Below are 24,250 nucleotides of genomic sequence, written 5' to 3'. Positions count from 1 at the left end.
AAAACTATTCGAAATGGAAAAAAGAAACATTGGGAAACTAATTGCTGGAGTTGTAATCATTGCATTTGTATTTGTAGCTGCTTTAATGTTTGGATTGCCAAGATATAACGTGTGGCAACAAGAAATGGCTGGTAAAGCCGAAATGGCAAAAGCCGAACAAAATCGTAGAATTTTAGTAGAAGAAGCAAAAGCCAAATTAGAAGCCGAAAAATTAAACGCCCAAGCCGAAATTGAACGCGCAAAAGGGATGGCAGAAGCTATGAAATTAGAAAATGGAACGTTAAGCGAAACCTACAACCAATATTTATTCATTAGAACGTTAGAAAAATTAGCTGATAAAGGCGATTTACCACAAATTATCTACGTGCCAACTAACGGAATGGTTCCGGTAATGGATGTTTCTAAAAAATCTCCAGTGAAACAAATGCAAGAGTAATTGTTTTTAGAATTATTTAACTAATGCCAAATTGTCATTTTGTAACTTTGGCTTGTAATTTGTTATTGATTTTAGTAAATTTAGAAATTAAAATATAAAAGATATGTGGACATATTATATAATGCTTGGAGCGATTGCTCTAGTAAGTTGGTTAGTAAGTAATAAATTGAAGAGCAAGTTTGCTTTTTATTCAAAAGTTACCTTACGTAACGGAATGAGTGGTGCCGAAATTGCAGAAAAAATGTTGCAAGATCACGGAATTACAGATGTAAAAGTAATTTCAACTCCAGGTCAATTAACAGACCATTACAACCCAGCAAATAAAACAGTTAATTTGTCAGAAGCAGTTTACAATCAAAGAAATGCAGCGGCAGCAGCAGTTGCAGCTCACGAGGTTGGTCACGCGGTGCAACATGCGCATGCGTATCAATGGTTAACGATGCGTTCTAAAATGGTGCCTGTAGTGAACATTTCTTCAAGTATGTCACAGTGGTTAATTATGGGAGGTTTGATTTTAGGTTTTGCTTCAAAATCAAGTATAGGTTTTTACGTAGCAGTTGCGGGTTTGATTTTAATGGCAATTGCAACTACTTTTAGTTTTGTAACACTTCCAGTAGAATATGATGCTAGTAACAGAGCTTTGGCTTGGTTAAAAAATAAAAACATGGTGAGCCAACAAGAATATGCTGGTGCCGAAGATTCATTGAAATGGGCGGCAAGAACATATGTAGTGGCGGCTTTAGGAGCTTTAGCGTCTTTGTTATATTGGGCTTTCCAAATTTTAGGATCGAGAGACTAATTTTTTACAAACAATATTTTAAAACCCAAATTCAATTAGAATTTGGGTTTTTTGTTTAGATGTGTTTTAATGCAAATAAGATTATGATTATTGAAATCCAAAATAGAATATGTGTATAAATAGATTTCGAATTGATTTTGTTTTTATAAAAATATAAGTAACAGTCGTAAACAAAAAGTAGTATTGATATTGGTAGTAAAAGAATAAAGAGGAAAAAACTCAATCCCGGTGCGTGAGCTCCGCTTGGGAAAAAGTATTCTACTAAAAAACAAAATACTATATACAGAATGTAGAATAAAACTAATTTAAATTCTCTTTTCATTTTACAACTGAATTTGCCTTTCTATCTGCTGTTCCAAAGAAATGTACGTTTCTGTTCTTGAAACGCCATCAATAGGTTGAATTTTTTTGTTGAGTAATTGCATCAAATGTTCGTTGTCTCTACAAATAAGTTTGATTAAAATACTCCAATTTCCAGTGGTGTAATGACATTCTAAAACTTCTGGAATTTTCTTTAATTCTTTTACCACTTCTGGATTACTTGATGCTTTTTCTAAATAAATCCCAATGAAAGCCATCGTGCTATATCCTAAAACTTTCGTATCCACAATAAACTTCGAACCCGAAATCACTCCAGCTTGTTCTAATTTTCTTAGTCGTTGATGAATTGCAGCACCAGAAATTCCAATTTTATTCGCAATCTGTAAAATAGGTTTACGCGCATCTTCCATTAAATCACGTAGGATTTCTTTGTCGATTCCGTCGATTTCAATTTGTAAGTGATTTATCTTCATTTTAAACTTATTTGAAAGTAAAAATACAAAATAGATTTCAAAATTGTATTTTTTATGTCGTCCCTACAGGACTTTTCTCACGGAGCTATTATTCTTTACCGATATTCCGTTCCTACGGAACTAGTAAGAGATAACTTAAATGACTTATATGGTTCAAAAATAATTTTAAAGCGCCGTTAGGTGCGAAATATTAGTAGTTAAACCGTATAGTGATAAAGAAATCCCGTAGGGATGACATTTTACAGCTCTTCTGAAATAAAAAAAATCCGAAACCAATTACGATTTCGGATTTTCAAATCTTGAATTAAGGATTAATTTTTCACATTTAGGGGATTGTAACCTAAATAAGGAACTTCCATTTCTTTGAAAATTACGCCATAATCTTCTAATTCTTTTAATATAGGATTGTACACTTCTTTTGTAATTGGTAATTGTACGCCAGGAGTTATAATTTCTTTATTTAAGATTTTTAATGTTGCAATTGCGACCGGAAGTCCAACTGTTTTTGCCATTGATGTGTAAGTTTGATCATCACCAATGCAAACCATTGTGGAATCAATTTGTTTTTTCTCGCCGTTTAATTCATAACCAAATTTATGATACATCACAATCATATCTTTGTCATTTGGTTCTAAAGCCCATTTTTCAGCTAAAATCTTTTCTAAAATTTGAGCTGGAGTTGCTTTAACTAATCCCACTTTTTTGTTCGGATTGAATAAATCGATTTCCACTAATTTATCCCAAATGATGTCATCTTGGTCAATTTTTTGCGCATGACGTAATTTGATTTCAACAGTGTCTGTTGGGTGATATGGTAAGAATGAATTCGTAAATTCTCTGTACGTCATGTCTTCCGAGTTGTCAATAGTGTATGAATCATCCGTCATTCCTAATTGTACTAAAATATCCCAAGCTCTTGAATAGCCAACTCTTCTAATCGTTCCGCGGTAACAAGTTAAAGCATCGTCTAACCCGTAAACACTTCTGTATTTTAAAGAATCTCTGTTAGCATATGCTTCAAATCTTCCGTAACCTTCTACTTCTAAAAATTCCGTTCTTCTAAATAATTTTGAATACGGAATGTATTTGTATTTTCCTTCTTGTATGAATTTTGCAGCACCTCCTTGTCCAGCCAAAACTACATTCCTTGGATTCCAAGTAAATTTATAATTCCATAAATTGGTATCACTTTCTGGAGCAACTAATCCACCACAGAACGATTCAAAAAGGATAATTTCTCCACCTTTTTCACGAATTTCATCCAATACTTTCATGGCACTCATGTGGTCGATTCCTGGGTCAAGCCCAATTTCGTTCATCAAAACCAAGCCGTTTTCTTTAGCCGCAACATCTAATTCTTGCATTGCTGGACTAATATAAGATGCGGTAACCATGTGTTTTTTGTAGGTAATACAATCTTTAGCTACTTCTAAATGCAAATGTGCAGGTAACATTGAAACTACAACATCTGCTTTTTGAATTTCCTCTTTTCGTTGCGCTTCATTAAAAATGTCAAAGGCAATTGCTCTTGCATTTTTGTGGTTGTTGGTCTTTTGTTTTGCTAATTCTTCCGATAAATCACCAATTGTAACATGAAGATTCTCTTTTTCCGAATTTTCTAAAAGGTATTTTATAAGTGATGAAGCTGATCTTCCTGCTCCAATGACTAAAATATGTCTCATCTTTGGGTGTGTTGTAAAAATATCACACGAAGATAGTAAAATGTTATATTTGTGAAAACATTTTGTTGATTTATGTCATAATTTAACATAAAAACTTTTCCTATCTTTGGTCTCAAATTTAAAAAAATGGACAAAAGAATACTATTAGTTGCTGCAATTTTAGGGGTAACGGCTATAATTTTAGGGGCATTTGGGGCACATGCGTTAAAAAAAGTACTTTCGGTGGAGCAATTGGCAACATTTGAGGTAGGAGTGCGTTATCAAATGTATCACGCGTTGTTTCTTCTCTTTGTAGGAACTTTTGCTTTTTTAGGAGAGAAAGAACGTTCGATTATTTTTTATTTAACGATAGTGGGTGTTTTGTTTTTTTCAGGTTCTATTTATCTTTTAGCAACAAATACTATTACCAATTTGAAGACTAAATTTCTAGGACCTATAACGCCAATTGGTGGTTTGTTCTTGGTTTCAGCTTGGGTGTACTTATTTTATGCTGTTTTATCTAAAAAACAGTGATTAAAAAACGCTATCTAAAATATAATTTATAATTTTGCACTTTATTAAATACACAACATAACAAACAATTTATGGATACGAATGCGCATATTACGAAATCGATTTCGTTAGAAAAGTACGGAATCGTTAATGTATCAGAAATCATATACAATCCTTCATACGATTATTTATATAATGAAGAATTAAACCCAGCTTTAGAAGGATTTGAAAGAGGACAGTTATCTGAACTTGGTGCTGTTAACGTAATGACAGGTGAGTTTACAGGGCGTTCTCCTAAAGATAAATACATTGTTAAAGATAGCGTTACAGAAAATACCATTTGGTGGAATTCTGATAAAGCAGCTAACGATAACAAACCAATTTCTCAAACAACTTGGGATGCTTTAAAAGAAACTACAGTAAAGCAATTATCAAATAAAAAATTATACGTTGTTGACGCTTTTTGTGGTGCAAACGAAAACACAAGATTGAAAGTTCGTTTCATCATGGAAGTAGCATGGCAAGCACACTTTGTGAAAAACATGTTCATCCGTCCTACTGAAGCAGAATTAAAAAACTTTGGTGAGCCAGATTTCATTGTAATGAATGGTTCAAAAACAAGTTTCAAAGATTACGCAGCTCACGGATTAAACTCTGAAGTATATGTAGCGTTCAACTTAACTGAGAAAATCCAATTAATTGGAGGGACTTGGTACGGTGGTGAAATGAAAAAAGGATTGTTCTCTATGATGAACTATTACTTACCATTACAAGGAATTGCTTCTATGCACTGTTCAGCTAACAAAGGAAAAGATGGCGACGTTGCTGTTTTCTTCGGATTATCAGGAACAGGAAAAACTACTTTATCAACTGATCCAAAACGTGAATTAATCGGAGACGACGAACACGGATGGGATAATGATGGTGTTTTCAACTTTGAAGGTGGATGTTATGCAAAGACTATCGATTTAAGTAAAGAAAACGAACCAGATATCTTCGGAGCTATTAAAAAAGATGCGTTATTAGAAAACGTAACTGTTGATGCCAACGGAAAAATTGATTTTAAAGATGGTTCAGTTACACAAAATACTCGTGTTTCTTATCCAATTTACCATATTGATAACATTGTAAGACCAGTTTCTAAGGCAGGTCACGCTACTAAAGTTATTTTCTTAACAGCAGATGCATTCGGAGTAATGCCTCCAGTTTCTAAATTAACTCCAGAGCAAACAAAATATTACTTCTTATCAGGATTTACAGCTAAATTAGCGGGAACTGAAAGAGGAGTAACACAACCAGAACCAACATTCTCAGCTTGTTTCGGAAAAGCATTCTTATCATTGCATCCAACAAAATACGGTGAAGAATTAGTTAAGAAAATGGAGCAACATAATGCTACCGCTTACATGGTAAACACAGGTTGGAACGGAACAGGAAAACGTATTTCAATTAAAGATACAAGAGCAATTATCGATGCTATTTTAGATGGTTCTATCGAGAATGCAGAAACAAAAACAGTTCCAGTATTTAATTTTGTAGTTCCTACTGCTTTACCAAATGTAGACACTAACATTTTAGATCCAAGAAATACGTATGCAGATGCTGCCGAATGGCAAACAAAAGCAGAAGATTTAGCTTCAAGATTCATCAAAAACTTCGTTCAATATACAGACAACGAAGAAGGAAAATCATTAGTAGCGGCTGGTCCTCAATTGTAATCTAAGAAATTTATATAGTAAAAAGTCCCGAAATTTTCGGGACTTTTTTATTGACATAAATCAAACAAAAACCCCAAAATCTACAAGAGTTTGGGGTTTCTTTATATTGGAATTAAACTTATTTTCCTTTGTTTGCTTCAGCTACATACTTTTCTAAAGCTCCAGTCATAGAAGGTGTTCCAGGGCTTGGTGCCATAATGTCTACACGTAAGCCGTGTTCTAAAGCTTCTTTTTGAGTTGTACTTCCAAACACTGCAATTCGAGTGTTATTTTGTTTAAAATCTGGGAAATTTTTGAATAATGATTTAATTCCTGTTGGGCTAAAAAATGCTAAAATATCATAATAGACATCTTTCAGATCTGTTAAATCACTCATTACCGTTCTGTAAAATGTTCCTTGTGTCCAATCTACTTTTAATCCGTCAAGTGTTTGAGGAACATCAGCATTTAATTGGTCAGAAGAAGGTAATAAAAACTTCTCGTCTTTATATTTCTTAATAAGTGAAGACATATCTACAAAGTCTTTTTGTCCCACATATATTTTTCTTTTTCTATAGACAACATAACGTTGTAAGTAAAAAGCAACTGCTTCTGACTGACAGAAATATTTTAAATCTTCAGGTACTTTATAACGCATTTCTTCTGCGACTCTAAAAAAATGGTCAACAGCATTTCTACTCGTTAATATAATAGCCGTATAATTATTTAAGTCAATTTTTTGTGCACGTACTTCTTTGGCAGGAACACCTTCTACATGGATGAAAGGTCTAAAATCAACCTTTACTTTCAGTTTATTTTGAAGCTCAAAATAAGGAGAATTTTCTACTTTAGGCTCTGGTTGTGAAACTAATATTGTTTTCACTTTCAAATTTGACATATTTCTCTCTAATTTTTTGTAAACCAATTATAAATAAAATAGTAAGGTGCTATTTCAAGGGTGCAAAGATACAAAATAAAATAAAATATTTTACGCATCAGTAAATTTTGATATAATTTCAATGCAACGATGTAAGTTGTTATGTTTATTACGAATAATGCAACAAGAAGTATCCAAAAAAACAATTTTGAATCAAATGAGTTATAAAATAAAATAATGTTAACTGGTAAAAGGATGAATCCAAAGTAAGCACGATAATTTACTTTTAGCAAATTAAATTGCTCATTAAATTCTTCGATTTTAAATGCCGTTGCCACAATTTTTTCGATTAGAAACTTCGATAAAATAAAAACGGTTAAAAAAGTAAATATTTGAATATAAACAATTCCGTTTGTTTTTTCTGCTTTGTCAAATTGATTCAATACCAATAATGTAAAAAACGAGAAAGAAAATAATTGTAGAACAAACATTGAAACAGTAAATCCGCTCATTAAATTGCTACTGTCTTTATAAATTTTTGTATATTTATCAGAATAAGCTAAACGGATAAATTCGTTAAATCGAACAGAAGAAATGGTTTTGTTTACGGCAATAATACCTACGCAAAGCACAAACAAAATAGTTGCCCAGTCTTTGCTTTCTATAATTCGTTCCTGTAATTGTATTGCTAACATATTAGCGCAAAATTACAAAAAATAGTTTCATATTTATTATTATAAAATTATTAAGAATTTTAGCGAAGAAATAGCTTATTTTTGCATCAAAATTAATTCATCAATGGACAAAAGCGTTGTCATAATCCCTACGTATAACGAAATTGAAAATATTGAAGCAATTATAACTGCAGTGTTTGCTTTGTCAACCACATTTCATGTTTTAATTGTAGATGATAATTCTCCAGATGGAACTGCCGAAGCGGTAAGAACATTGCAAAAACAATTTGAAAATCAGTTATTTTTGGAAGTTCGAACTAAAAAAGCGGGTCTTGGTACAGCATATGTTCATGGTTTTAAATGGGCGCTTTCGAACGGGTATGAATATATTTTTGAAATGGATGCCGATTTTTCTCATAACCCTAACGATTTAGAAAAATTATTAGCGGCTTGCGAAAACGGAGCAGATGTAGCTATTGGTTCAAGATATTCAAATGGAGTTAATGTTGTCAACTGGCCATTAAGTCGTGTTTTATTGTCTTATTTTGCATCGGTTTATGTGCGAATGATTACAGGCATGAAAATTGCTGATGCAACCGCAGGTTTTAAATGTTATAGAAGAATTGTTTTAGAAAAAATTAATCTCGACAGAATAAAATTCGTTGGTTATGCTTTTCAAATTGAAATGAAATACCGCGCATTTGTTAATAAATTTAATATTGTAGAAGTTCCAATTATTTTTACAGATAGAACAAAAGGACAATCAAAAATGAGTGGCGGAATTATTCGCGAAGCCGTAGTAGGAGTGATAATGTTGAGGTTAAGAAAAATATTTAATAGATTATAATGAATACATATTTAATTAGAAATGCCAAAATTGTAAACGAAGGTGCTGTTTTTGAAGGTGATATATTAATTGAAAATGAAATCATTAAAGAAATTGCTGAAAAAATAAGTCCTAAATCGTCAAATTGTGTAATTATCGATGCAGAAGGAAGTTATGTAATTCCTGGCGCAATCGACGATCAAGTGCATTTTAGAGAGCCAGGTTTAACACACAAAGGAACAATTGAAACTGAAAGTAGAGCAGCAGTTGCTGGCGGAATTACTTCGTTCATTGAGCAACCAAATACGGTTCCAAATGCGGTTACTCAAGAACTTTTAGAAGATAAATACCAAATTGCTTCTCAAACATCTTATGCGAATTATTCGTTTATGATGGGAGGAACGAATGATAATTTGGAGGAAGTTTTAAAAACCAATCCAAGAAACGTTGCCGGAATTAAATTGTTTTTAGGTTCTTCTACAGGAAATATGCTGGTGGATAATCAAGAAGTTTTAGAAAAGATTTTTTCATCTACAAAAATGCTAATTGCTGTTCATTGTGAAGATGAAGCAACGATAAAAGCAAATTTAGAAAAATATAAAGAAGAATTTGGCGACGATATTCCAATGAAATATCATCACCTAATTCGTAGTGCAGAAGCGTGTTATTTGTCTTCATCAAAAGCAATTGCACTGGCAAAAAAAACAGGTGCACGTTTACATGTTTTTCATTTGTCAACAGCAAAAGAAATGGAACTTTTTACAAATAAAATTCCGTTAGAAGAAAAACAAATTACAGCAGAAGTTTGTGTACACCATTTGTGGTTTACAGATGCTGATTATGATGCGAAAGGTTCATTGATCAAATGGAATCCTGCAGTAAAAACACAGGCTGATAAAGATGCGTTGTGGAAAGCTTTATTAGATGATCGAATTGATGTTATTGCAACAGATCATGCTCCTCATACATTAGAAGAAAAAATAAATTCATATACCACTTGTCCTTCTGGCGGACCTTTAGTACAACATGCTCTTGTGGCAATGTTTGAAGCACATCATCAAGGAAAAATTTCGGTGGAAAAGATTGTAGAAAAAATGTGTCATAATCCGGCAAAAATTTTCAAAATTGAGAATCGTGGATTCATTAAAGAAGGATATTTTGCAGACATTGCTATCGTAAATGCTTATTTGCCTTGGAATGTTAAAAAAGAAAATATTTTATACAAATGCGGATGGTCTCCGTTTGAAGGTTATAACTTTAAATCGAGAGTTACGCATACTTTTGTTAACGGAAAATTAGTATATGCTAATGGAAAAGTTAAAGAAACAAAAGTAGGTCAACGTTTATTATTTGATAGAAATATATAGATGAAAAAGTTTTTAGGAATATTTGCGGTCGTTTTTATTATTTCATGTTCAAAAAATCCGGTGCCAAAACCTGATAATTTGTTAGATGATGAAGTAATGACAAATATTTTATTCGATATTGCTATTTTGCAGGCAGCAGATGGTACAATGACTTATCGTTTAGCTGAGAACAACATAAAAGTGAATTCATTCATTTATGAAAAGTATAAGATTGATAGTACAACCTATTATCAAAATCAAAAGTACTACGCTGCAGATACTAGAAAATACAAAAAAATGTATCAAGAAGTTTTAGCTCGATTAGACGAAATTAAATCTTCGTCAGAGACTAAAAAAGATTCAATTATAAAAAAATAAAAACATCCTTAAAGAACTAAATTATTTTAGTTAAATACGTTTCCTTTTTTTGAAAAGAATAATTTAAAGCTGTAACTATTTTTGAAGTATCATAAATATGAACAGAATGCGATGCTTTTGCAGTTGCTCTTGTAAGTTTCCTTTTTCGGTTTGTAATTTTTGCAATTAACCAATCCAATCTCCATGCAATAGATGTCATTGTTTTTGATGCATAAATAGTTGGTGGTTTTATATTCAAAAGGGTTGCTAAATAAGTTATAAAATCTTTTAGAATTACATTTTCTCCCACTAAAATATAGCGTTCGCCAGAAATAGTACTTTTCATTAATTGAAACATGCAATTGGTTACATCTTCCACAGCGACAATGCCAATGCTTCCTTTTGTATAAAACGAAAGCCCTTTTTTTACCGATTGCACAATAATATCACTTCCTTGTTTTGGAAAACCATAACCAAAAATCACACCCGGATTCACAATTACAACTTCCAAACCTTCTTGGAAACCACGCCAAACTTCCATTTCGGCACCAAATTTTGTAATGGCATAATCACCATGTAATTTTTCAGGATTCCATTCGGTTTCTTCAGTAATAATGATTTCGTGTTCTTTAGTATCGCCAAGCGCTGCAATCGAACTCACATGACACAATTTTTTCACGCCAAAATCAATGCAACAGTTTACAACGTTAGCTGTTCCTTCAATATTAGATTTCCGAAGTTTCTCTTCATCATTTGGATTAAATGAAATCAAAGCTGCACAATGATACACATGGGTAACATTTTCAAAAGCAATTTCTAATGAAGGAATATCAGTAATATCGCCTTTTACCCAATTGACTTTATCAAAAAGAGCGGTTTGATGATGAAAAGCAAAAACATTCTTTACTTTTTCAATCTGTTTTTCAGAACGAAATAGCGCTTTTACCTCCTCATTTTCTTGAAGAAGTTTAACCAATAAATGCGAACCTACTAAACCTGTTGCTCCTGTGACTAAAATCATGACGTAAAAATAGCAATTCTTTTAAAAAGAGGCTAACTTTTAAACCTTCAAACTTTTAAACTTTTAAACTAAAAGTTATCTTTGCCAAAATTAAATCGCAAAATGAAGAATTTAGTAGAAGAATTACGTTGGAGAGGTTTGTTTCATGATATGATGCCTGGAACAGAAGAGCAATTACTAAAAGAAGCTACCACAGCTTATATTGGTTTTGATCCAACGGCAGACTCTTTACATATTGGAAGTTTAGTGCAAATTATTCTATTAATGCACTTGAGAAAATCGGGTCATAAAGCCATTGCATTAGTGGGTGGAGCAACTGGAATGATTGGCGATCCTTCTGGAAAATCTAATGAAAGAAATTTGTTAGATGAAGCTACTTTGAATCATAATGTAGAAGGAATTAAGAGTGTTTTATCTCGCTTTTTAGATTTTGATGCGAAAGATGAAAACGCTCCAATTCTAGTAAATAATTACGATTGGATGAAAGATTTTTCATTCATTGATTTTGCTCGTGATATTGGAAAACGTATCACTGTAAACTACATGATGTCTAAAGATTCTGTAAAGAAACGTTTAAGTGGAGAAGAAGGTGCTGAAGGAATGAGTTTTACTGAATTTACGTATCAATTAATTCAAGGCTACGATTTTTATCATTTGAATAAACATTATAATTGTTTACTTCAAATGGGTGGAAGCGACCAATGGGGAAATATTACTACGGGTACAGAATTGGTAAGAAGAATGAATGTTGGTAACGATGAAAAATCAAAAGCATTCGCGTTAACCACACCATTAATTACAAAAGCTGACGGTTCAAAATTTGGAAAATCGGAAGGTGGAAACGTTTGGTTAGATGCTGATAAAACTTCGGTTTATAAATTTTACCAATTTTGGTTAAATTCTACCGATGTTGATGCTGAAAAATACATTAAAATTTTCACGTTCTTAGATAAAGAAACAATTGAAAAATTAATTACAGAACACAACGAAGCGCCACATTTAAGAGCATTGCAAAAACGTTTGGCAGAAGAAATTACTATTATGGTACATTCTGCAGCAGATTTAGAAAATGCTATTGCGGCTTCAAACGCGTTTTTTAGTCCGTCAATGGATGAGTTGAAAAAGTTAGATGAGAAAACGTTTTTAGAAGTATTTGATGGCGTTCCTCAAGCTGAAATTTCAATGGAAGATTTGAATGCAGGTTTGGATATGATTGCTGCATTAGCAGCAAAAACAAACTTCTTAGCTTCTAACAGTGATGCTCGTAGAGAATTGAAACAAAACTCGATTTCTTTAAACAAAGAGAAAGTGGGTGAAGATAAAATCATTACGAAAGAAGATTTAATCAACAATCAATTCTTGTTGTTGCAAAAAGGAAAGAAAAATTATTACGTGATTAAGGTTAAATAACCATCAGGTTACAACCACGAATATCAGAATTGTCAAAACGTCCCAACACTTCGAAAGAATGGTTGGGATATTTTTTGCCCAAATCTTGCGTAGCAATAAACGAACACGAATTGATGTTGGCTAAATCAATAACATTAATTCCACCAGTTTTTCCTTCGGAAACATAAGTTAAGGCATCTTCTGTATCACGAATAAGAACTTGCATCCATTGAGGACATTCGAAAACACCATCGCCAAGAGAATACGCTTGAGAAAGTAGTTCAGTCATGCCATATTCAGAATGAATTTTAGAAACACCGAATCCGTTACATAAAATAGTGTGTAACTCTTCGCGAATCATTTCTTTGCGTTTGCCTTTCATGCCACCGGTTTCCATAATAATGGTGTTTTTTAATTGAAAATTTTGCTTCTCAATCAAATCTAATAAAGCATAAGTAACTCCAATTAAAATCACATTCTGACCTGAATTATCTAATTCAATTAGTTTCGAAATCAATTCATCGTAATTATTTAAATAAAACCCAGAATCTTCATGATTACTACTTTGAATTAAATCTTCCACCATGTAAATCAATGATGAACCCTCGCGCTCTAAATAGGATGGGAGCAAGGCTAAAACACAATAATCTTCAATATTTCCATAGAATTCTGAAAAGCCTAAACGATAACTCATTTCGTACCAACTTATATCGGTAACCAAATGTTTGCTGGTTTGTATTCCGGTTGTTCCGCTACTTGTAAACGTTTGCTGAATCTGTTCAGTAGAACTTAAAACGTTATGACTTTTAAAAAACTGAATGGGTAAAAAAGGAATTTCGGTTAATGATTTCACATTGTTTTTGTTTTTCTTCAAGAAGTTACAAAATTGTTGGTACACCAAATTGTTATCGTACTGATGACGAAAAACTTTTAAAGTAATTTTTTCAAATTCTTTTTTAGAGCTAATTTGGAAAATGTCTTCTTGTGAAATCATGCTGCAAAAATAGGAAACAATTTTATCTTAAATAAGAAAGCACCAACTTTCGTTGATGCTTTCTTATATTTTGTAATGCTGAACTAGTTTCAGCATCTAAATTATTGAATAACTAATTTTCTTGTAGCGGTTTTTCCTTCTTCAGTAACTTTTACAATGTAAACTCCAGAATTTAAACTTGAAACGTTTACTGTGTTATTGATTACATTAGAATTAACAACTTCTTTACCTAATACATCAAAAATTTGAACTGACATATCAGCATTAGCTGTAGAAGTCAAATATAATGTATTTCCTTTTAATGGATTTGGATACATAGTTAAACCTTCAATTGCGTTGAATGATGAAGATGATAATGTAAAGTTACCTAATTGAACAATAGTTTGTAATTGAGGACCAGGTGAAGCTAAACATGTACCAGCAGTATCAAGAGTATTGATTGGAGCTATAGTCCAATTTGCTTCAACAAAACCTGCGTCTGGGCCAGTTCCGTTATTTCTTTTTGCATAAGTGTCTAACCATTCCCAAGATGTTCCAGTACCATCAACATCTGAAACTCCAAATTGGTCGATAACAGCAGTAGTAGCTGTATTTATTATTCTTAATCTATCATCTCCATTTAGGTTTACAACACCATTTTCAATTGAATTTGCTGCTGTAATACCTGGGAATTCATTAGTTGCAATAGACAAATTTCCTCCAGTTAATACAACATAAACAAATTCATTTGTTCTTGTTCCAAGTGGAGTTAAGTCTAAATTTGCTCCCCATGTAGTACTAGCGTTAGTTTGATTTTGAAGTGTGAATGCTGTAAAATCAACAGTTCCATTAGCATAAATTTCACATACTTTAGGGTAGCCTCCTGTACAAGGACCGTCAACGACAGCTGTTAAAACTGGTGTTTGTGCAAAACTAAAAGTTGCTCCTAATGATAATAATAAAGTGTAAAGTTTTTTCATATCTATAAAATTAAATTATGGTACAAAGATAAATAGTTTTTAAGTTTTAGACTAATATTTAGGTGTTAACTTAAAATTAAATTTCAGTAATTCAGTAAATCAACTAGTTGATAATTAGTTTTCTAGTAGCAGAAGCTTCTCCTTCTTTGATTTTAATGATGTAAACGCCTGCTTCTAAATGGCTCACATTTACTTCTTTTGAAGTAATAACTGTTTCCAGTACTTTTTTACCAAGTACGTTAAAAATTTCTACTTTTTTATCTAGAGATGATTTAGTAGTAATAAAAATTTTCCCAGAGTTTACAGGGTTGGGGTATATTGTAAGTCCTTCAATTGAAGGTTCTTGTGTTTTAGATATAGCAAATGGTTTATTTTCCTGCGCTTGTGCACTGAAAGAAAATAAAACAACTAGTAAGAAAATAATATGAGTGTATTTTTTTATCATTCGCATCATAACTAAAGTGTAAAGATATTAAAAAATAAGTACAAATACAATGCCAAATAAAAAATCCCTCAAATCTGAGGGATTTTTAACATTTATGTGGGTTTGTATTAAAAACCAGCTGTCCATCCAGTTGCCCAGCTTGGTGTTGCTCCACTATTACCTGCTCCTGTGTTTGTTCCAGTAGTTAAGTAAGTTGAGTTTGTACCAGCGTATTCTGATTGAGTTGTGATTGATGCTCCAAAATAGATAGGATTAAATACTATATTTCCGTTGTCTACATTTGTGTTTGCTGCTGGATCATCAGTTGAATTTTTGATTTTTAAACCTTTTGTAAAACCATCAATATAAATGTTTTGACAGTCCCATTTTCCAGCACCTTCTTTTAGATACATTCCATGTTCTGAACCAGCTAAGTCACCTTTTAAGATTGTAAAGTTTTTTAATGTAGCATCAGTTGTTGGAGTTGCATTACCATTATCTCCATTGTTTGAACCTTCTACACCCGCTTTTGCTACGTCTTTAATAAAAACATTTTCAAGAGTTCCTGAAAAACCATCAGCAAAGTCAACTGCATCATCTTCACTATGTAAAGCGATTAAGTATTTTGCGTTTACTGTTCCGCCAAAAAACTCAATTCCATCATCTCCACTTTTATATGCTTGAACATATTCTACAATAGTTCCATTACCTACACCAAAAAATGATACACCATTAAATTCTTTATCAGATGTAAATGCAGCACCAGTATATTCAACTCTTAAGTAACGGATTACTCCTGAACTATCGTTGTCTTCTGTTCCTCCATAAGTTAGGTCTGAAACTTCAGCTGTTGCAGTTTGACCTGTTGAACCACCTTTGTTTGTGTTTGCTCTTCCGCAAATTACTAAACCACCCCAATCACCAGTTGCTTTAACTGCGTTTCCACTTGTCATAACAACAGGGTTTGTTGATGTTCCATTTACGTAAATTAAACCATCTTGAGCAACTGCAATATAAGAAGCAGTTCCGCCTGTAGCTTCAATTCTTGTTCCTGCAGGAATGGTCAATGTAGCACCACCTCTTACTACAAAAGAACCAGTTAAGTTATAAACTTGAGTTGGGTCTAAAGTAGCAGATTGTCCGCTTAATAATTCACCTTTAAAATCTGCTGGGTTGATAGTTACTGAGTTACTACCTGTTGAATCATCTTCTCTTGAACAAGAAGTAATTAAAAGTGCAGTTAATGCTAAAGTAGCTAAAACTAATTTTTTCATAATTTGTGTTATTTGTTTAATAATTTGAAGCAAACTTATTGCATTCTAATTACTTGATTCTTATGTAAATGTTATTTGATTATTAAAAAAAAAATCAGAAATCAACATTGTGAGTTCTGAATTTTTCTAAATTGTTAATTTATTGTTTAGAATGTATATTTCATTGATAAGCTGAAATTTCTTCCTTTTTTATATGAATCAACAACTACGTTTTGAATATCTTGTTTTCTTTCAATTGTAGGATCTGTTAAGTTTTTTGCACTGAATCCAATTCCTATATTCTTATTCAATTTGAATTTTAATATAAAGTCTAACGCTATTACTTCGCTATCTACTAAATTTCCTTTTCCGTATGAGCCTAAAGCACTGATTCTGTCTGAAAAATAATTTCCAGCTAAAGTTGCAGTTATTGATTTGTCTTTTGAAAAAGATTTATTGTAGCTTAAATCTGAATTAATTAATAAATCTGAAGCTCCCGTTAAACGAGATTCTTTTTCGGTAAAAGCAACATTTATTGTTCCGTTAGTTTCTTTTATAACTTTTGCTGGTTCTAAATCTTGATTGGTATATAAATATGAAATGTTTAATCCGAAACCTAAGTTTGAGTTTTTTTCGTTTGAGCTATCTTCAATAGTATATAAATTTTTTCTAAATTCTAATTCAGCTCCAATTCCTGTTGCTTTATCACCAGAGTTTACCCAAGAAATGTCATTTGTAGCTGAAGCAACAGTAACTTCATTGATTGGATTTTGAATTAATTTACCAAAACCAGTTACCGAGATAACTTCTCCGTTTTTAGGAAAATATTCCCATTTAACATCTACATTATAATCAGTTGAATTGTATAAAAATGGATTTCCAAAATACACTTGATTTACATCTTCAAATTGGAAAGGTGCTCTTTCTTTAAATTGTGGTAATGTGTAGGTTTTACTTGCAGCAAGCTTTAAGTTTTGTTTTTCGTTAACTTCATATTTAGCATTTAACATTGGTAAATATTCCATTGTATCAAAATTCTTTTTACCACCGCTAGGAGCTAAAGCTGTAGTGTATTTAATATCTTGAATGATAAATTCGCTTCTAAATCCTGCAATTACAAATAATTTTGGCGTGAATTGGTATTCAATTGCTCCATAACCAGCAGAAATTATTTGTTGTCCATTAAAGTTTTGTGGTTTTAATGCATTTGGGCTACCTAAACCACCATTAAATGTTTGAATATTGTAGTATCCTAAATCAATGCTATTTTGATTAAAGAAACCGTCAATATTATTCAAATCTATGAAAGGTAATTCGCTGTCTGGAACTAAAATATTGAAATTAAATTGCGTTGCATCAAAATTAATTTCTTTATATCTTGCGCTGTAGCCTGCAATAATTTTACCTTTATATTTATCGTCTTCGTTTTTTCCAAATTTATAAGATAAGTTAAAGTTGCCTGCAATTTCATCATCGGTCATTTCTTGATAATATCTGTGATTGTCAGACTGGTTTAAAGTTGATGTAATTAAAGTTGATGTTGTTGGATTATCATTGTCTAATGGCACAAAAATATTTTGCATTCTGTCAGGAATAACGTTTTTCATCATATTGTATGAAACACCCCAGTCAAAATTAATTCTTTCGGTAAGTTTGTGTTCTCCTAACAATTGATTAATCAATAAAGTAGTTCTATCAAATGTAGAGCGACGAATAAATCCTCCACCATCTGGTGCGCTATCAAAAATATCAATTACACCGTTGTATTCATCGTGTTTTTGAGATGAAGAATTAATTAACATTGAATTGATTCTAATGTTGTGATTACTATTGATTTTATAATTTATATTAAGTAAGGCATTTGAATTTGTTTGATAATCAAATGATTTTTTAAATAAATTTCTTTTAGCAACACCTTGAACATTTACTCCACCTCTTGAAACACCTTCATTATATTTGTAACCGTTATCAAATGATGCGTTTGCAAAAAGACTAAGTTTTCCATTTGAACCTACATTAAATGATTTTCCACCTCTTATAAATAAAGAACCATCTATTGGTGTTGCAGCGCTTTTATCCCAACTTGTGTTGAAATTATAACTTCCTAGAGGGTTGTTTGGAATTTCTTCTGTTCCAAAACCATGAAAGTTAGGTCCGTCTTGTTGGTAAAATTTATCTTGACCAATAGCGTTTGAATTCATTCCAAATCCTGTTCCAATTTCTAACATTGAAGAAGCCTTGAAGTTTTTAGAAACAATATCTATATTCGCTCCAGCAAAATCACCATAATTTTTGTAATTGAAAGTTTTGTCAATTCCAATATATTCGACAATATCTGTAGAAAAAATATCAAGAGAAATATTTTTTCTTGCAGCATTATTAGATGGTAATGGCAATCCATTCATTGTTGTTGTATTGTATCGGTCGCCTAAACCTCTAACATAAATATTTCCTGTTCCTTCTTGTTTTGTAATTCCTGTAGTTTTAACAACAGCGGCTGCCACATCACTAATTCCTTTTTTAGAAATTTCTTCGGCTCCAATACTTTGCTTAATTTCGACAGCTTTTTGTTGTTCTTGTAACAAAGCGCTTTCTTTTTCTTTAGAAACGGTTTGAATTACTACAACATCATCTAACATAACACCATTAGATTCTAAGGTGTAGTTAATGACCTTTTTTTCATTAGCTTTAACTGTGAATGGAATTTCTTTAGTGTCATAACCTAAAAATCCAATTACTAAAGTATAACTTCCAGGTTTAAGTTTTAAGGTGTATTTACCGTTTTCATCGGTAGTGGTTCCTGTTTTTGTACCTTTAATCATTATGTTGGCAAAAGGTAAAGGTTCGTTATTCATTTCTTTGTCAAGAATAACACCAGATACGGTTGCAGTTTGAGCAATTGCAAATGCGCTGAATAAAAGTGATAATAATAAAAAACGTAGTTTCATTGTAGTGTTGTTAATTTTGGTGCAAAGAAACTGTCAGCGTATTACAATAAGGTTACTGGTTTATTATTAATTGGTTGCTAATGCGTTACTTTAATGTTAATAGATTAAATAATTGTTAACAGCTAAAAACATTTTAATTTATCTTTACCTTTACAATCCAAAACATAACAATTTTTGTAATGAAAAAAAAAGAGATTAAAATCTTATTAGTTGATGATGAGCAAGATATCTTAGAAATTGTAGGATATAATTTATCTCAAGAAGGCTATCAGATTGTAACGGCTTCTAATGGTAAAGAAGCCATTGCAAAAGCAAAAAAAGAACTTCCACAGCTAATTATTATGGATGTTATGATGCCTGAAATGGATGGTATGGAAGCTTGTGAAAACATTAGAAGAATTCCTGAACTTCAAGATACAATAATTACGTTTTTAACCGCTCGTTCTGAAGATTATTCGCAAGTAGCAGGTTTTGATGCTGGGGCAGATGATTACATAGCGAAACCAATTAAACCTAAGGTCTTAGTTAGTAAAGTCAAAGCACTATTAAGAAGATTAAATGGTAGTGAAAGCGCTTCTTCAAGTACAACTTTAAAAGTTGGTAATATTGAAATTAATCGTGAAGAATACAAAATCATCAAAGACGGCGTTGAAATTATCTTACCTCGAAAAGAATTTGAATTGTTTTATTTGTTAGCAACAAAGCCTGGAAAAGTATTCACAAGAGAAGAAATATTAGACCGTGTTTGGGGAAATGAAGTGGTTGTTGGTGGTAGAACTATAGATGTGCACATCAGGAAATTAAGAGAAAAAATTGGAGACGATTTCTTTAAAACCATAAAAGGAGTGGGTTATAAAATCGAATTTTAATGCAATTAAATTTTAAGAAATCATATAAGTTTGCCTTTAAGTCTTCAGCATACATTACACTTTTTTTCTTAGGAGTGTTTTTGTTATATCATTTTTTTAATGCCCCATTACAATTGTTTTTTGTTTTCGGATTTGCACTTTGCTTGTTTGTTTTTTCTTTTTTATTAATTCAATACAGAGTTGAAACATTTATCTACAAAAGAGTAAAAAAAATATATGACGACGTTTCTTTACTTGAAAACACATCGTTTAGAAACCAACCCATTACTACAGATATGGCAACTTTGACAAAAGAAGTTCAAAAATTTGCCCGCGATAAAAAACTTGAAATTGAAACCTTAAAAATTAGAGAAGAATACCGAAGAGAATTTCTTGGGAACGTTTCTCATGAATTAAAAACACCTCTTTTTACCGTTCAAGGTTATTTACTCACACTTTTAGATGGCGCAATGGATGACAAAAACATCCGAAAAAAATATTTGCAACGTGCAGAAAAAGGAGTTGAACGCCTAATCTATATCGTTAAAGATTTAGATATGATTACCAAATTAGAAACAGGAGATATTAATTTAGATGTATCAAAATTTAATATTATTGAAGTAATTCAAAATGTTTTTGATTTGTTAGAAATGCGTGCTTCAAAAAAACACATTACATTAACTTTTGATAACAAATACGCAAAACCTATTTGGATTATTGGCGATCAAGAAAAAGTGCAACAAGTGGTTACAAATTTAGTAGTAAACTCTATTAAATATGGTAAAGAAGGTGGAACAACCGAAGTTGGTATCGAAGATTTAGTAAACAATAAAGTAATTATTCGTATTACCGATAATGGTGAAGGTATCGAGAAACAACACATTCCGCGATTATTTGAACGTTTTTACCGTGTGGATAAAAGTGGCGCTAGAAGCGAAGGTGGTTCTGGTTTAGGTTTAGCAATTGTAAAACACATTATTGAAGGACACAACGAAAAAATCTATGTTGAAAGTCAGTTTGGCGTTGGTTCAGAATTCTCTTTTACCATGGAAAAGGCTAAATAAATTTTCCCAATCAATAGCTGTGGCATAATTTTGTAAACCTTTATAAACATCAATTTTTGAAAGTTTTTCCAATTTAAATTTTTCTTGTTTACAGCTTGGCGCAATGCCTTCGGTTTTGTATTTTTTTGCTAAATATTCTTGTTCGTATTGGCCTGGAGTTGGAATAAAAAAAGCTTTTTTATCTAATTTAGCCAAATCCATAACTGTTGTGTAACCTGAACGACATAACACCATCTCACTTTCATTAAAAGCAGTATTTAATTGTTCAGAATTCATGAAATTATAATACGTAATATGGTTTTCTTTCCACGTTTTTTGTTCGTTTTGAATAACACCTTTTACAAACAAAATCTCTTTTGGATACGCTTGTAATTCTTCAATCAGTTTTTCTTCTAAAAGTGTTCGTTGTGGTTCTGGACCGGATAAAATAACCATTAAATCATACTTTATGGATAATGATTTTTTTTCGAATCTACTCAATGGACCAATATAAATTGTTTTTTTCAATGGTTTTTCTAAATGTCCTAATTTACCTGAAAGGTTTGGGAATTTATCAGTATCTGGAACCCAACATACATTAAACTTAGAAATGTAATTTGAATGTACTTTTGTGGTAAACCAAGATGTTTTCCCAGAAAGAACATTCAATTGGTGAGTCATAAAAACAGAAGGAACACTTTTTGAATAAACACCTAATCGATTATCTGAAATAATGCCTGCAATTTCATAATTTGCTATAATTTTTCGTACCAATGCTTTTTCTTTTCGAATGGCACGAAACATTTTTGGCATTTGGGCAACTAATTTCCATTTGAAGTTTTTACCGTTTTCGGCATACGAAATATTATAACCAGGTAATTCGATGGCGATTATATGTGGGAATTCTTTTTTTAGTAGAGCTAAAGCTACTCCGTCAGAAGCAATAATTGGTGTAAAGCCATTTTGTTCCAATGCTTTTATAATTGGAATGCATCGTGTGGCGTGACCTAATCCCCAATTTAATGGCGCTATGAGTATATTTTTATTCATTCTATTTTGTTACTACAAAGTTAAGCATCAACTTTTCAAATGGACTATTATTTTATTAAAGAAATGAATTGTTCTGCTAATTTATTTTCGCTATCAAAATTATATTCCTCATCGACTTCAACTTTATTGACTTCGTGCTTGTATAATTTCCATTTTTTCTTGTTGTATTCTAATGCGGTTAGGTTTTCAATCCAATCGCCCGAATTTAAATATAATGTAGAGCCTTTATCATTTTTTATGGTTTCCATTTTTGGTTCGTGAATGTGACCGCAAATCACATAATCATACTTGTTTTTGATTGCTAATTCCGTACAAACTGATTCAAAATTGGAAATAAACTTTACAGCAGATTTTACATTACTCTTTATTTTTTTTGATAAAGAATAAGGTTCTTTTTTAAATTTAGCCAAAACCCAGTTTAAAAAACGATTGATTAAAATTAATGTATCATAACCCCAACCGCCTAATTTTGCCAACCATTTTGCATGAGTTATCGAAGCATCAAAGACATCACCATGAAAAATCCATGCTTTTTTTCCGTCTAATTCTAAAACTAATTTATTTTCAAGACTTAAATTCCCAAGATGTAAATCGGTAAATTTTCGCAAGAATTCATCGTGATTTCCTGTTAAATAATGCACTTTCGTTCCTTTTGAACTTAACGAAATTATTTTTTTAATCACATTTAAATGACTTGCCGGGAAATAGGACTTTCTAAACTGCCAAATATCAATAATATCGCCATTTAGAATTAAAGTTTTTGGTTTTATGGAAGATAAATAAGCTAATAATTCTTTTGCATGACAACCATAAGTTCCTAAATGAACATCTGAAATTACAACAACTTCTACCTTTCTTTTCTTCAAAATAAAAATTTTAAGCAAAATACCAAAATCAATCTAATGTTAAGGTTACTGAAACATTATTAAAAGTTTATTTGTAGTGCTAATTATTTGCTTAATTTTGCCCAAAAATTTAGAGAAATAGTGGGAAGTAAAAATAAATTAAAAAGATTTAGCGAAAACGAAACGTTTGCTAATGTTTTTCAACCAACAAGAGAAGAAGTAGTAGGGAACGAATTTCCGTTGAGAGGAAAGTGGAACAGCGAGTTCTTTAAAAACGATAACCCAATTGTTTTAGAATTAGGTTGTGGAAAAGGCGAATATTCTGTTGGTTTAGCAGAAAGAAGTCCAGAAAAAAATTTTATTGGAATTGATATCAAAGGGGCAAGATTTTGGCGTGGTGCTAAAACGGCTGTTGATTCAGGTATGAATAATGTGGCTTTTGTGCGAACGCAAATCGAATTAATTAATCATATTTTTGCCGAAAATGAAGTTTCTGAAATTTGGATTACTTTTCCAGATCCACAAATCAAATACAAAAGAACCAAGCACAGAATGACCAATTCTGAGTTTTTGAATAATTATAAAAAAATTCTGAAACCAAACGGATTAATGCATTTAAAAACCGATTCAGAGTTTATGCACGGTTATACTTTAGGATTGTTACATGGTGAAGGTCATGAAGTAATTTATGCCAATCATAACATCTATAAAAACGAAGGTGCTCCAGCAGAAGTAACTGGAATTCAGACATTTTATGAAAGTCAATATTTAGAAGTGAATAAACCAATTACGTATATTCAGTTTAGAATTAAGTAATTTTTGTTACATTCATTTCAATATTGTTCCTTACTTTTGATAAAAATCAATTTATGACATTTGTTTTAGCATTTTTTTTAGGTTTGATAATTTCCATTGGCGGTATCATTATTCCAGGCATGTTGAATATGACGATTGCTAAAATCAGTATAAAAGAAAATCAAAAACAAGCTCTAAATTTTGCTTTAGGAGCAGTTGTAGTGGTTTTTATTCAAAGTTTTTTAGGAACTTATTTCGCAAAGTTTTTAGATGCAAATCCTGTTTTTAGTGAAGGTTTAAAAAAGATTGGAACTTTTATCTTCATTGGGTTAACCATTGCTTTTACAATAATGGGTTTTAATGCTAAAAAGAAAAAAGATATTGAAGTTACTATCGATAAAAAAAGAAACCGCTTTTTTTACGGAATGGCAATGTCTTCTTTTAACATGTTTGCAATTCCTTGGTATGCTTTAACTAGTTTAATGATGTCTTCAAAAGATCTGTTTCAGTATGATATGATTTCTATTATATTGTTTTCAGTGTCAGCAACTGTTGGAACTTATTTTGTTTTTTATTTATATGCCAAATTTTTTAAGTTAATTGAACATAAGCTTACTTTTATTGTTCAAAACATCAATTTTTTAATTGCTGCATTAACCGGAATTGTGGCAATTTCTTCTATATATAAAATGTATTTTTAA

The 24,250-nt window shown here is 31.6% G+C and carries 24 protein-coding genes; 12 read left to right on the top strand and 12 right to left on the bottom strand.

Annotated features, from left to right (window positions below; translation table 11 throughout):
• Positions 1-13: 13 nt before the first annotated feature.
• Positions 14-436: a flotillin family protein gene (locus M9Q43_RS00725; RefSeq protein ID WP_262317071.1), complete on the top strand. Its 423-nt coding sequence runs from the start codon at positions 14-16 to the stop codon at positions 434-436.
• 103 nt (positions 437-539) lie between these two features.
• Complete coding sequence (locus tag M9Q43_RS00720; protein WP_262317070.1) at positions 540-1,235, top strand: zinc metallopeptidase; 696 nt, start codon at positions 540-542, stop codon at positions 1,233-1,235.
• Positions 1,236-1,558: 323 nt separating this feature from the next.
• On the opposite strand, the gene M9Q43_RS00715 is transcribed toward M9Q43_RS00720, so the two are convergent.
• A complete protein-coding gene (locus M9Q43_RS00715) occupies positions 1,559-2,029 on the bottom strand; it encodes an Lrp/AsnC family transcriptional regulator (RefSeq protein WP_111566260.1) in 471 nt (156 codons plus the stop codon).
• A gap of 311 nt (positions 2,030-2,340) precedes the next feature.
• Positions 2,341-3,711: a saccharopine dehydrogenase family protein gene (locus M9Q43_RS00710; RefSeq protein WP_262317069.1), complete on the bottom strand. Its 1,371-nt coding sequence runs from the start codon at positions 3,709-3,711 to the stop codon at positions 2,341-2,343.
• Positions 3,712-3,837: 126 nt separating this feature from the next.
• Here M9Q43_RS00710 and M9Q43_RS00705 point away from each other — a divergent pair, with 126 nt between their 5' ends.
• Together M9Q43_RS00705 and pckA are read left to right on the top strand one after the other, a co-directional pair.
• A complete protein-coding gene (locus M9Q43_RS00705) occupies positions 3,838-4,224 on the top strand; it encodes a DUF423 domain-containing protein (RefSeq protein WP_262317068.1) in 387 nt (128 codons plus the stop codon).
• 71 nt (positions 4,225-4,295) lie between these two features.
• Complete coding sequence (gene pckA, locus M9Q43_RS00700; protein ID WP_262317067.1) at positions 4,296-5,921, top strand: phosphoenolpyruvate carboxykinase (ATP); 1,626 nt, start codon at positions 4,296-4,298, stop codon at positions 5,919-5,921.
• A 118-nt stretch (positions 5,922-6,039) separates the two neighbouring features.
• Here pckA and M9Q43_RS00695 read toward each other — a convergent pair whose 3' ends face one another.
• Together M9Q43_RS00695 and M9Q43_RS00690 are read right to left on the bottom strand one after the other, a co-directional pair.
• Positions 6,040-6,789, bottom strand: a complete 750-nt coding sequence (locus tag M9Q43_RS00695; protein WP_262317423.1) for a uroporphyrinogen-III synthase — start codon at positions 6,787-6,789, stop codon at positions 6,040-6,042.
• Positions 6,790-6,806: 17 nt separating this feature from the next.
• Positions 6,807-7,472, bottom strand: coding sequence for a DUF4271 domain-containing protein (locus M9Q43_RS00690; protein WP_262317066.1), 666 nt, complete (start codon positions 7,470-7,472; stop codon positions 6,807-6,809).
• Between the two features lie 103 nt (positions 7,473-7,575).
• Between M9Q43_RS00690 and M9Q43_RS00685 the strand changes: the two genes are divergently transcribed.
• From M9Q43_RS00685 to M9Q43_RS00675, 3 genes are read left to right on the top strand one after another with little or no spacing between them, the layout of a single operon-like run.
• Complete coding sequence (locus tag M9Q43_RS00685) at positions 7,576-8,298, top strand: polyprenol monophosphomannose synthase (protein WP_262317065.1); 723 nt, start codon at positions 7,576-7,578, stop codon at positions 8,296-8,298.
• The gene (locus tag M9Q43_RS00680; RefSeq protein ID WP_262317064.1) at positions 8,298-9,644 is read left to right on the top strand and encodes a dihydroorotase; all 1,347 of its coding nucleotides are present in this window, start codon (positions 8,298-8,300) and stop codon (positions 9,642-9,644) included. The genes M9Q43_RS00685 and M9Q43_RS00680 overlap by 1 nt, the downstream gene beginning before the upstream one ends.
• Complete coding sequence (locus M9Q43_RS00675; RefSeq protein ID WP_262317063.1) at positions 9,645-10,001, top strand: DUF4296 domain-containing protein; 357 nt, start codon at positions 9,645-9,647, stop codon at positions 9,999-10,001. It begins immediately after the preceding gene.
• Between the two features lie 16 nt (positions 10,002-10,017).
• On the opposite strand, the gene M9Q43_RS00670 is transcribed toward M9Q43_RS00675, so the two are convergent.
• A complete protein-coding gene (locus M9Q43_RS00670) occupies positions 10,018-11,001 on the bottom strand; it encodes an NAD-dependent epimerase/dehydratase family protein (RefSeq protein ID WP_262317062.1) in 984 nt (327 codons plus the stop codon).
• Between the two features lie 102 nt (positions 11,002-11,103).
• Between M9Q43_RS00670 and tyrS the strand changes: the two genes are divergently transcribed.
• Positions 11,104-12,411 carry a tyrosine--tRNA ligase gene (gene tyrS / locus M9Q43_RS00665; RefSeq protein ID WP_262317061.1) on the top strand — a complete coding sequence of 436 codons (1,308 nt, stop codon included), beginning with the start codon at positions 11,104-11,106 and terminating at the stop codon, positions 12,409-12,411.
• On the opposite strand, the gene M9Q43_RS00660 is transcribed toward tyrS, so the two are convergent.
• The 5 genes from M9Q43_RS00660 to M9Q43_RS00640 all read right to left on the bottom strand — a co-directional run bounded on the left by M9Q43_RS00660 (position 12,404) and on the right by M9Q43_RS00640 (position 18,968).
• Positions 12,404-13,384, bottom strand: coding sequence for a LuxE/PaaK family acyltransferase (locus tag M9Q43_RS00660; RefSeq protein ID WP_262317060.1), 981 nt, complete (start codon positions 13,382-13,384; stop codon positions 12,404-12,406). The two genes, tyrS and M9Q43_RS00660, sit on opposite strands and share 8 nt — an antisense overlap.
• Before the next feature lie 101 nt (positions 13,385-13,485).
• Positions 13,486-14,343, bottom strand: coding sequence for a T9SS type A sorting domain-containing protein (locus M9Q43_RS00655; protein ID WP_262317059.1), 858 nt, complete (start codon positions 14,341-14,343; stop codon positions 13,486-13,488).
• 103 nt (positions 14,344-14,446) lie between these two features.
• Entirely contained in the window at positions 14,447-14,797 is a 351-nt protein-coding gene (locus M9Q43_RS00650; RefSeq protein ID WP_408611225.1) for a T9SS type A sorting domain-containing protein, read from the bottom strand.
• A 98-nt stretch (positions 14,798-14,895) separates the two neighbouring features.
• Positions 14,896-16,041 (bottom strand): hypothetical protein, encoded by a 1,146-nt coding sequence (locus M9Q43_RS00645; protein WP_262317058.1) that lies wholly within the window; start codon positions 16,039-16,041, stop codon positions 14,896-14,898.
• A gap of 146 nt (positions 16,042-16,187) precedes the next feature.
• Positions 16,188-18,968, bottom strand: coding sequence for a TonB-dependent receptor (locus M9Q43_RS00640; RefSeq protein WP_262317057.1), 2,781 nt, complete (start codon positions 18,966-18,968; stop codon positions 16,188-16,190).
• 179 nt (positions 18,969-19,147) lie between these two features.
• Here M9Q43_RS00640 and M9Q43_RS00635 point away from each other — a divergent pair, with 179 nt between their 5' ends.
• Both M9Q43_RS00635 and M9Q43_RS00630 read left to right on the top strand, forming a co-directional pair.
• Complete coding sequence (locus M9Q43_RS00635) at positions 19,148-19,837, top strand: response regulator transcription factor (protein ID WP_262317056.1); 690 nt, start codon at positions 19,148-19,150, stop codon at positions 19,835-19,837.
• Positions 19,837-20,880, top strand: a complete 1,044-nt coding sequence (locus M9Q43_RS00630) for a sensor histidine kinase (RefSeq protein ID WP_262317055.1) — start codon at positions 19,837-19,839, stop codon at positions 20,878-20,880. The genes M9Q43_RS00635 and M9Q43_RS00630 overlap by 1 nt, the downstream gene beginning before the upstream one ends.
• Here M9Q43_RS00630 and M9Q43_RS00625 read toward each other — a convergent pair.
• The gene (locus tag M9Q43_RS00625; protein ID WP_262317054.1) at positions 20,845-21,909 is read right to left on the bottom strand and encodes a glycosyltransferase; all 1,065 of its coding nucleotides are present in this window, start codon (positions 21,907-21,909) and stop codon (positions 20,845-20,847) included. The two genes, M9Q43_RS00630 and M9Q43_RS00625, sit on opposite strands and share 36 nt — an antisense overlap.
• A 47-nt stretch (positions 21,910-21,956) precedes the next feature.
• The gene (locus tag M9Q43_RS00620) at positions 21,957-22,775 is read right to left on the bottom strand and encodes a UDP-2,3-diacylglucosamine diphosphatase (RefSeq protein WP_262317053.1); all 819 of its coding nucleotides are present in this window, start codon (positions 22,773-22,775) and stop codon (positions 21,957-21,959) included.
• Between the two features lie 120 nt (positions 22,776-22,895).
• Between M9Q43_RS00620 and trmB the strand changes: the two genes are divergently transcribed.
• Complete coding sequence (gene trmB, locus M9Q43_RS00615; RefSeq protein ID WP_262317052.1) at positions 22,896-23,570, top strand: tRNA (guanosine(46)-N7)-methyltransferase TrmB; 675 nt, start codon at positions 22,896-22,898, stop codon at positions 23,568-23,570.
• Between the two features lie 53 nt (positions 23,571-23,623).
• On the top strand, positions 23,624-24,250 hold the full coding sequence (locus tag M9Q43_RS00610) for a LysE family transporter (protein WP_262317051.1): 627 nt from the start codon (positions 23,624-23,626) through the stop codon (positions 24,248-24,250).

Origin of the sequence: Flavobacterium odoriferum, assembly GCF_025499515.1 — a bacterium.
Lineage (GTDB): Bacteria > Bacteroidota > Bacteroidia > Flavobacteriales > Flavobacteriaceae > Flavobacterium > Flavobacterium odoriferum.
The sequence above is the reverse complement of the archived record's forward strand: the minus strand, read 5'-3'. Positions and strand labels throughout refer to the sequence as shown.

What these genes read in the sequence shown, in the direction of transcription:
- M9Q43_RS00625 (WP_262317054.1), bottom strand. Translation starts at nt 21,909, where the DNA reads ATGAATAAAAATATACTCATAGCGCCATTAAATTGGGGATTAGGTCAC.
- M9Q43_RS00725 (WP_262317071.1), top strand. Translation starts at nt 14, where the DNA reads ATGGAAAAAAGAAACATTGGGAAACTAATTGCTGGAGTTGTAATCATT.
- M9Q43_RS00680 (WP_262317064.1), top strand. Translation starts at nt 8,298, where the DNA reads ATGAATACATATTTAATTAGAAATGCCAAAATTGTAAACGAAGGTGCT.
- M9Q43_RS00710 (WP_262317069.1), bottom strand. Translation starts at nt 3,711, where the DNA reads ATGAGACATATTTTAGTCATTGGAGCAGGAAGATCAGCTTCATCACTT.
- M9Q43_RS00685 (WP_262317065.1), top strand. Translation starts at nt 7,576, where the DNA reads ATGGACAAAAGCGTTGTCATAATCCCTACGTATAACGAAATTGAAAAT.
- M9Q43_RS00720 (WP_262317070.1), top strand. Translation starts at nt 540, where the DNA reads ATGTGGACATATTATATAATGCTTGGAGCGATTGCTCTAGTAAGTTGG.
- M9Q43_RS00670 (WP_262317062.1), bottom strand. Translation starts at nt 11,001, where the DNA reads ATGATTTTAGTCACAGGAGCAACAGGTTTAGTAGGTTCGCATTTATTG.
- M9Q43_RS00630 (WP_262317055.1), top strand. Translation starts at nt 19,837, where the DNA reads ATGCAATTAAATTTTAAGAAATCATATAAGTTTGCCTTTAAGTCTTCA.
- M9Q43_RS00655 (WP_262317059.1), bottom strand. Translation starts at nt 14,343, where the DNA reads ATGAAAAAACTTTACACTTTATTATTATCATTAGGAGCAACTTTTAGT.
- M9Q43_RS00610 (WP_262317051.1), top strand. Translation starts at nt 23,624, where the DNA reads ATGACATTTGTTTTAGCATTTTTTTTAGGTTTGATAATTTCCATTGGC.
- M9Q43_RS00705 (WP_262317068.1), top strand. Translation starts at nt 3,838, where the DNA reads ATGGACAAAAGAATACTATTAGTTGCTGCAATTTTAGGGGTAACGGCT.
- M9Q43_RS00645 (WP_262317058.1), bottom strand. Translation starts at nt 16,041, where the DNA reads ATGAAAAAATTAGTTTTAGCTACTTTAGCATTAACTGCACTTTTAATT.
- M9Q43_RS00635 (WP_262317056.1), top strand. Translation starts at nt 19,148, where the DNA reads ATGAAAAAAAAAGAGATTAAAATCTTATTAGTTGATGATGAGCAAGAT.
- M9Q43_RS00660 (WP_262317060.1), bottom strand. Translation starts at nt 13,384, where the DNA reads ATGATTTCACAAGAAGACATTTTCCAAATTAGCTCTAAAAAAGAATTT.
- tyrS (WP_262317061.1), top strand. Translation starts at nt 11,104, where the DNA reads ATGAAGAATTTAGTAGAAGAATTACGTTGGAGAGGTTTGTTTCATGAT.
- M9Q43_RS00690 (WP_262317066.1), bottom strand. Translation starts at nt 7,472, where the DNA reads ATGTTAGCAATACAATTACAGGAACGAATTATAGAAAGCAAAGACTGG.
- M9Q43_RS00640 (WP_262317057.1), bottom strand. Translation starts at nt 18,968, where the DNA reads ATGAAACTACGTTTTTTATTATTATCACTTTTATTCAGCGCATTTGCA.
- pckA (WP_262317067.1), top strand. Translation starts at nt 4,296, where the DNA reads ATGGATACGAATGCGCATATTACGAAATCGATTTCGTTAGAAAAGTAC.
- M9Q43_RS00650 (WP_408611225.1), bottom strand. Translation starts at nt 14,797, where the DNA reads ATGATGCGAATGATAAAAAAATACACTCATATTATTTTCTTACTAGTT.
- M9Q43_RS00675 (WP_262317063.1), top strand. Translation starts at nt 9,645, where the DNA reads ATGAAAAAGTTTTTAGGAATATTTGCGGTCGTTTTTATTATTTCATGT.
- M9Q43_RS00715 (WP_111566260.1), bottom strand. Translation starts at nt 2,029, where the DNA reads ATGAAGATAAATCACTTACAAATTGAAATCGACGGAATCGACAAAGAA.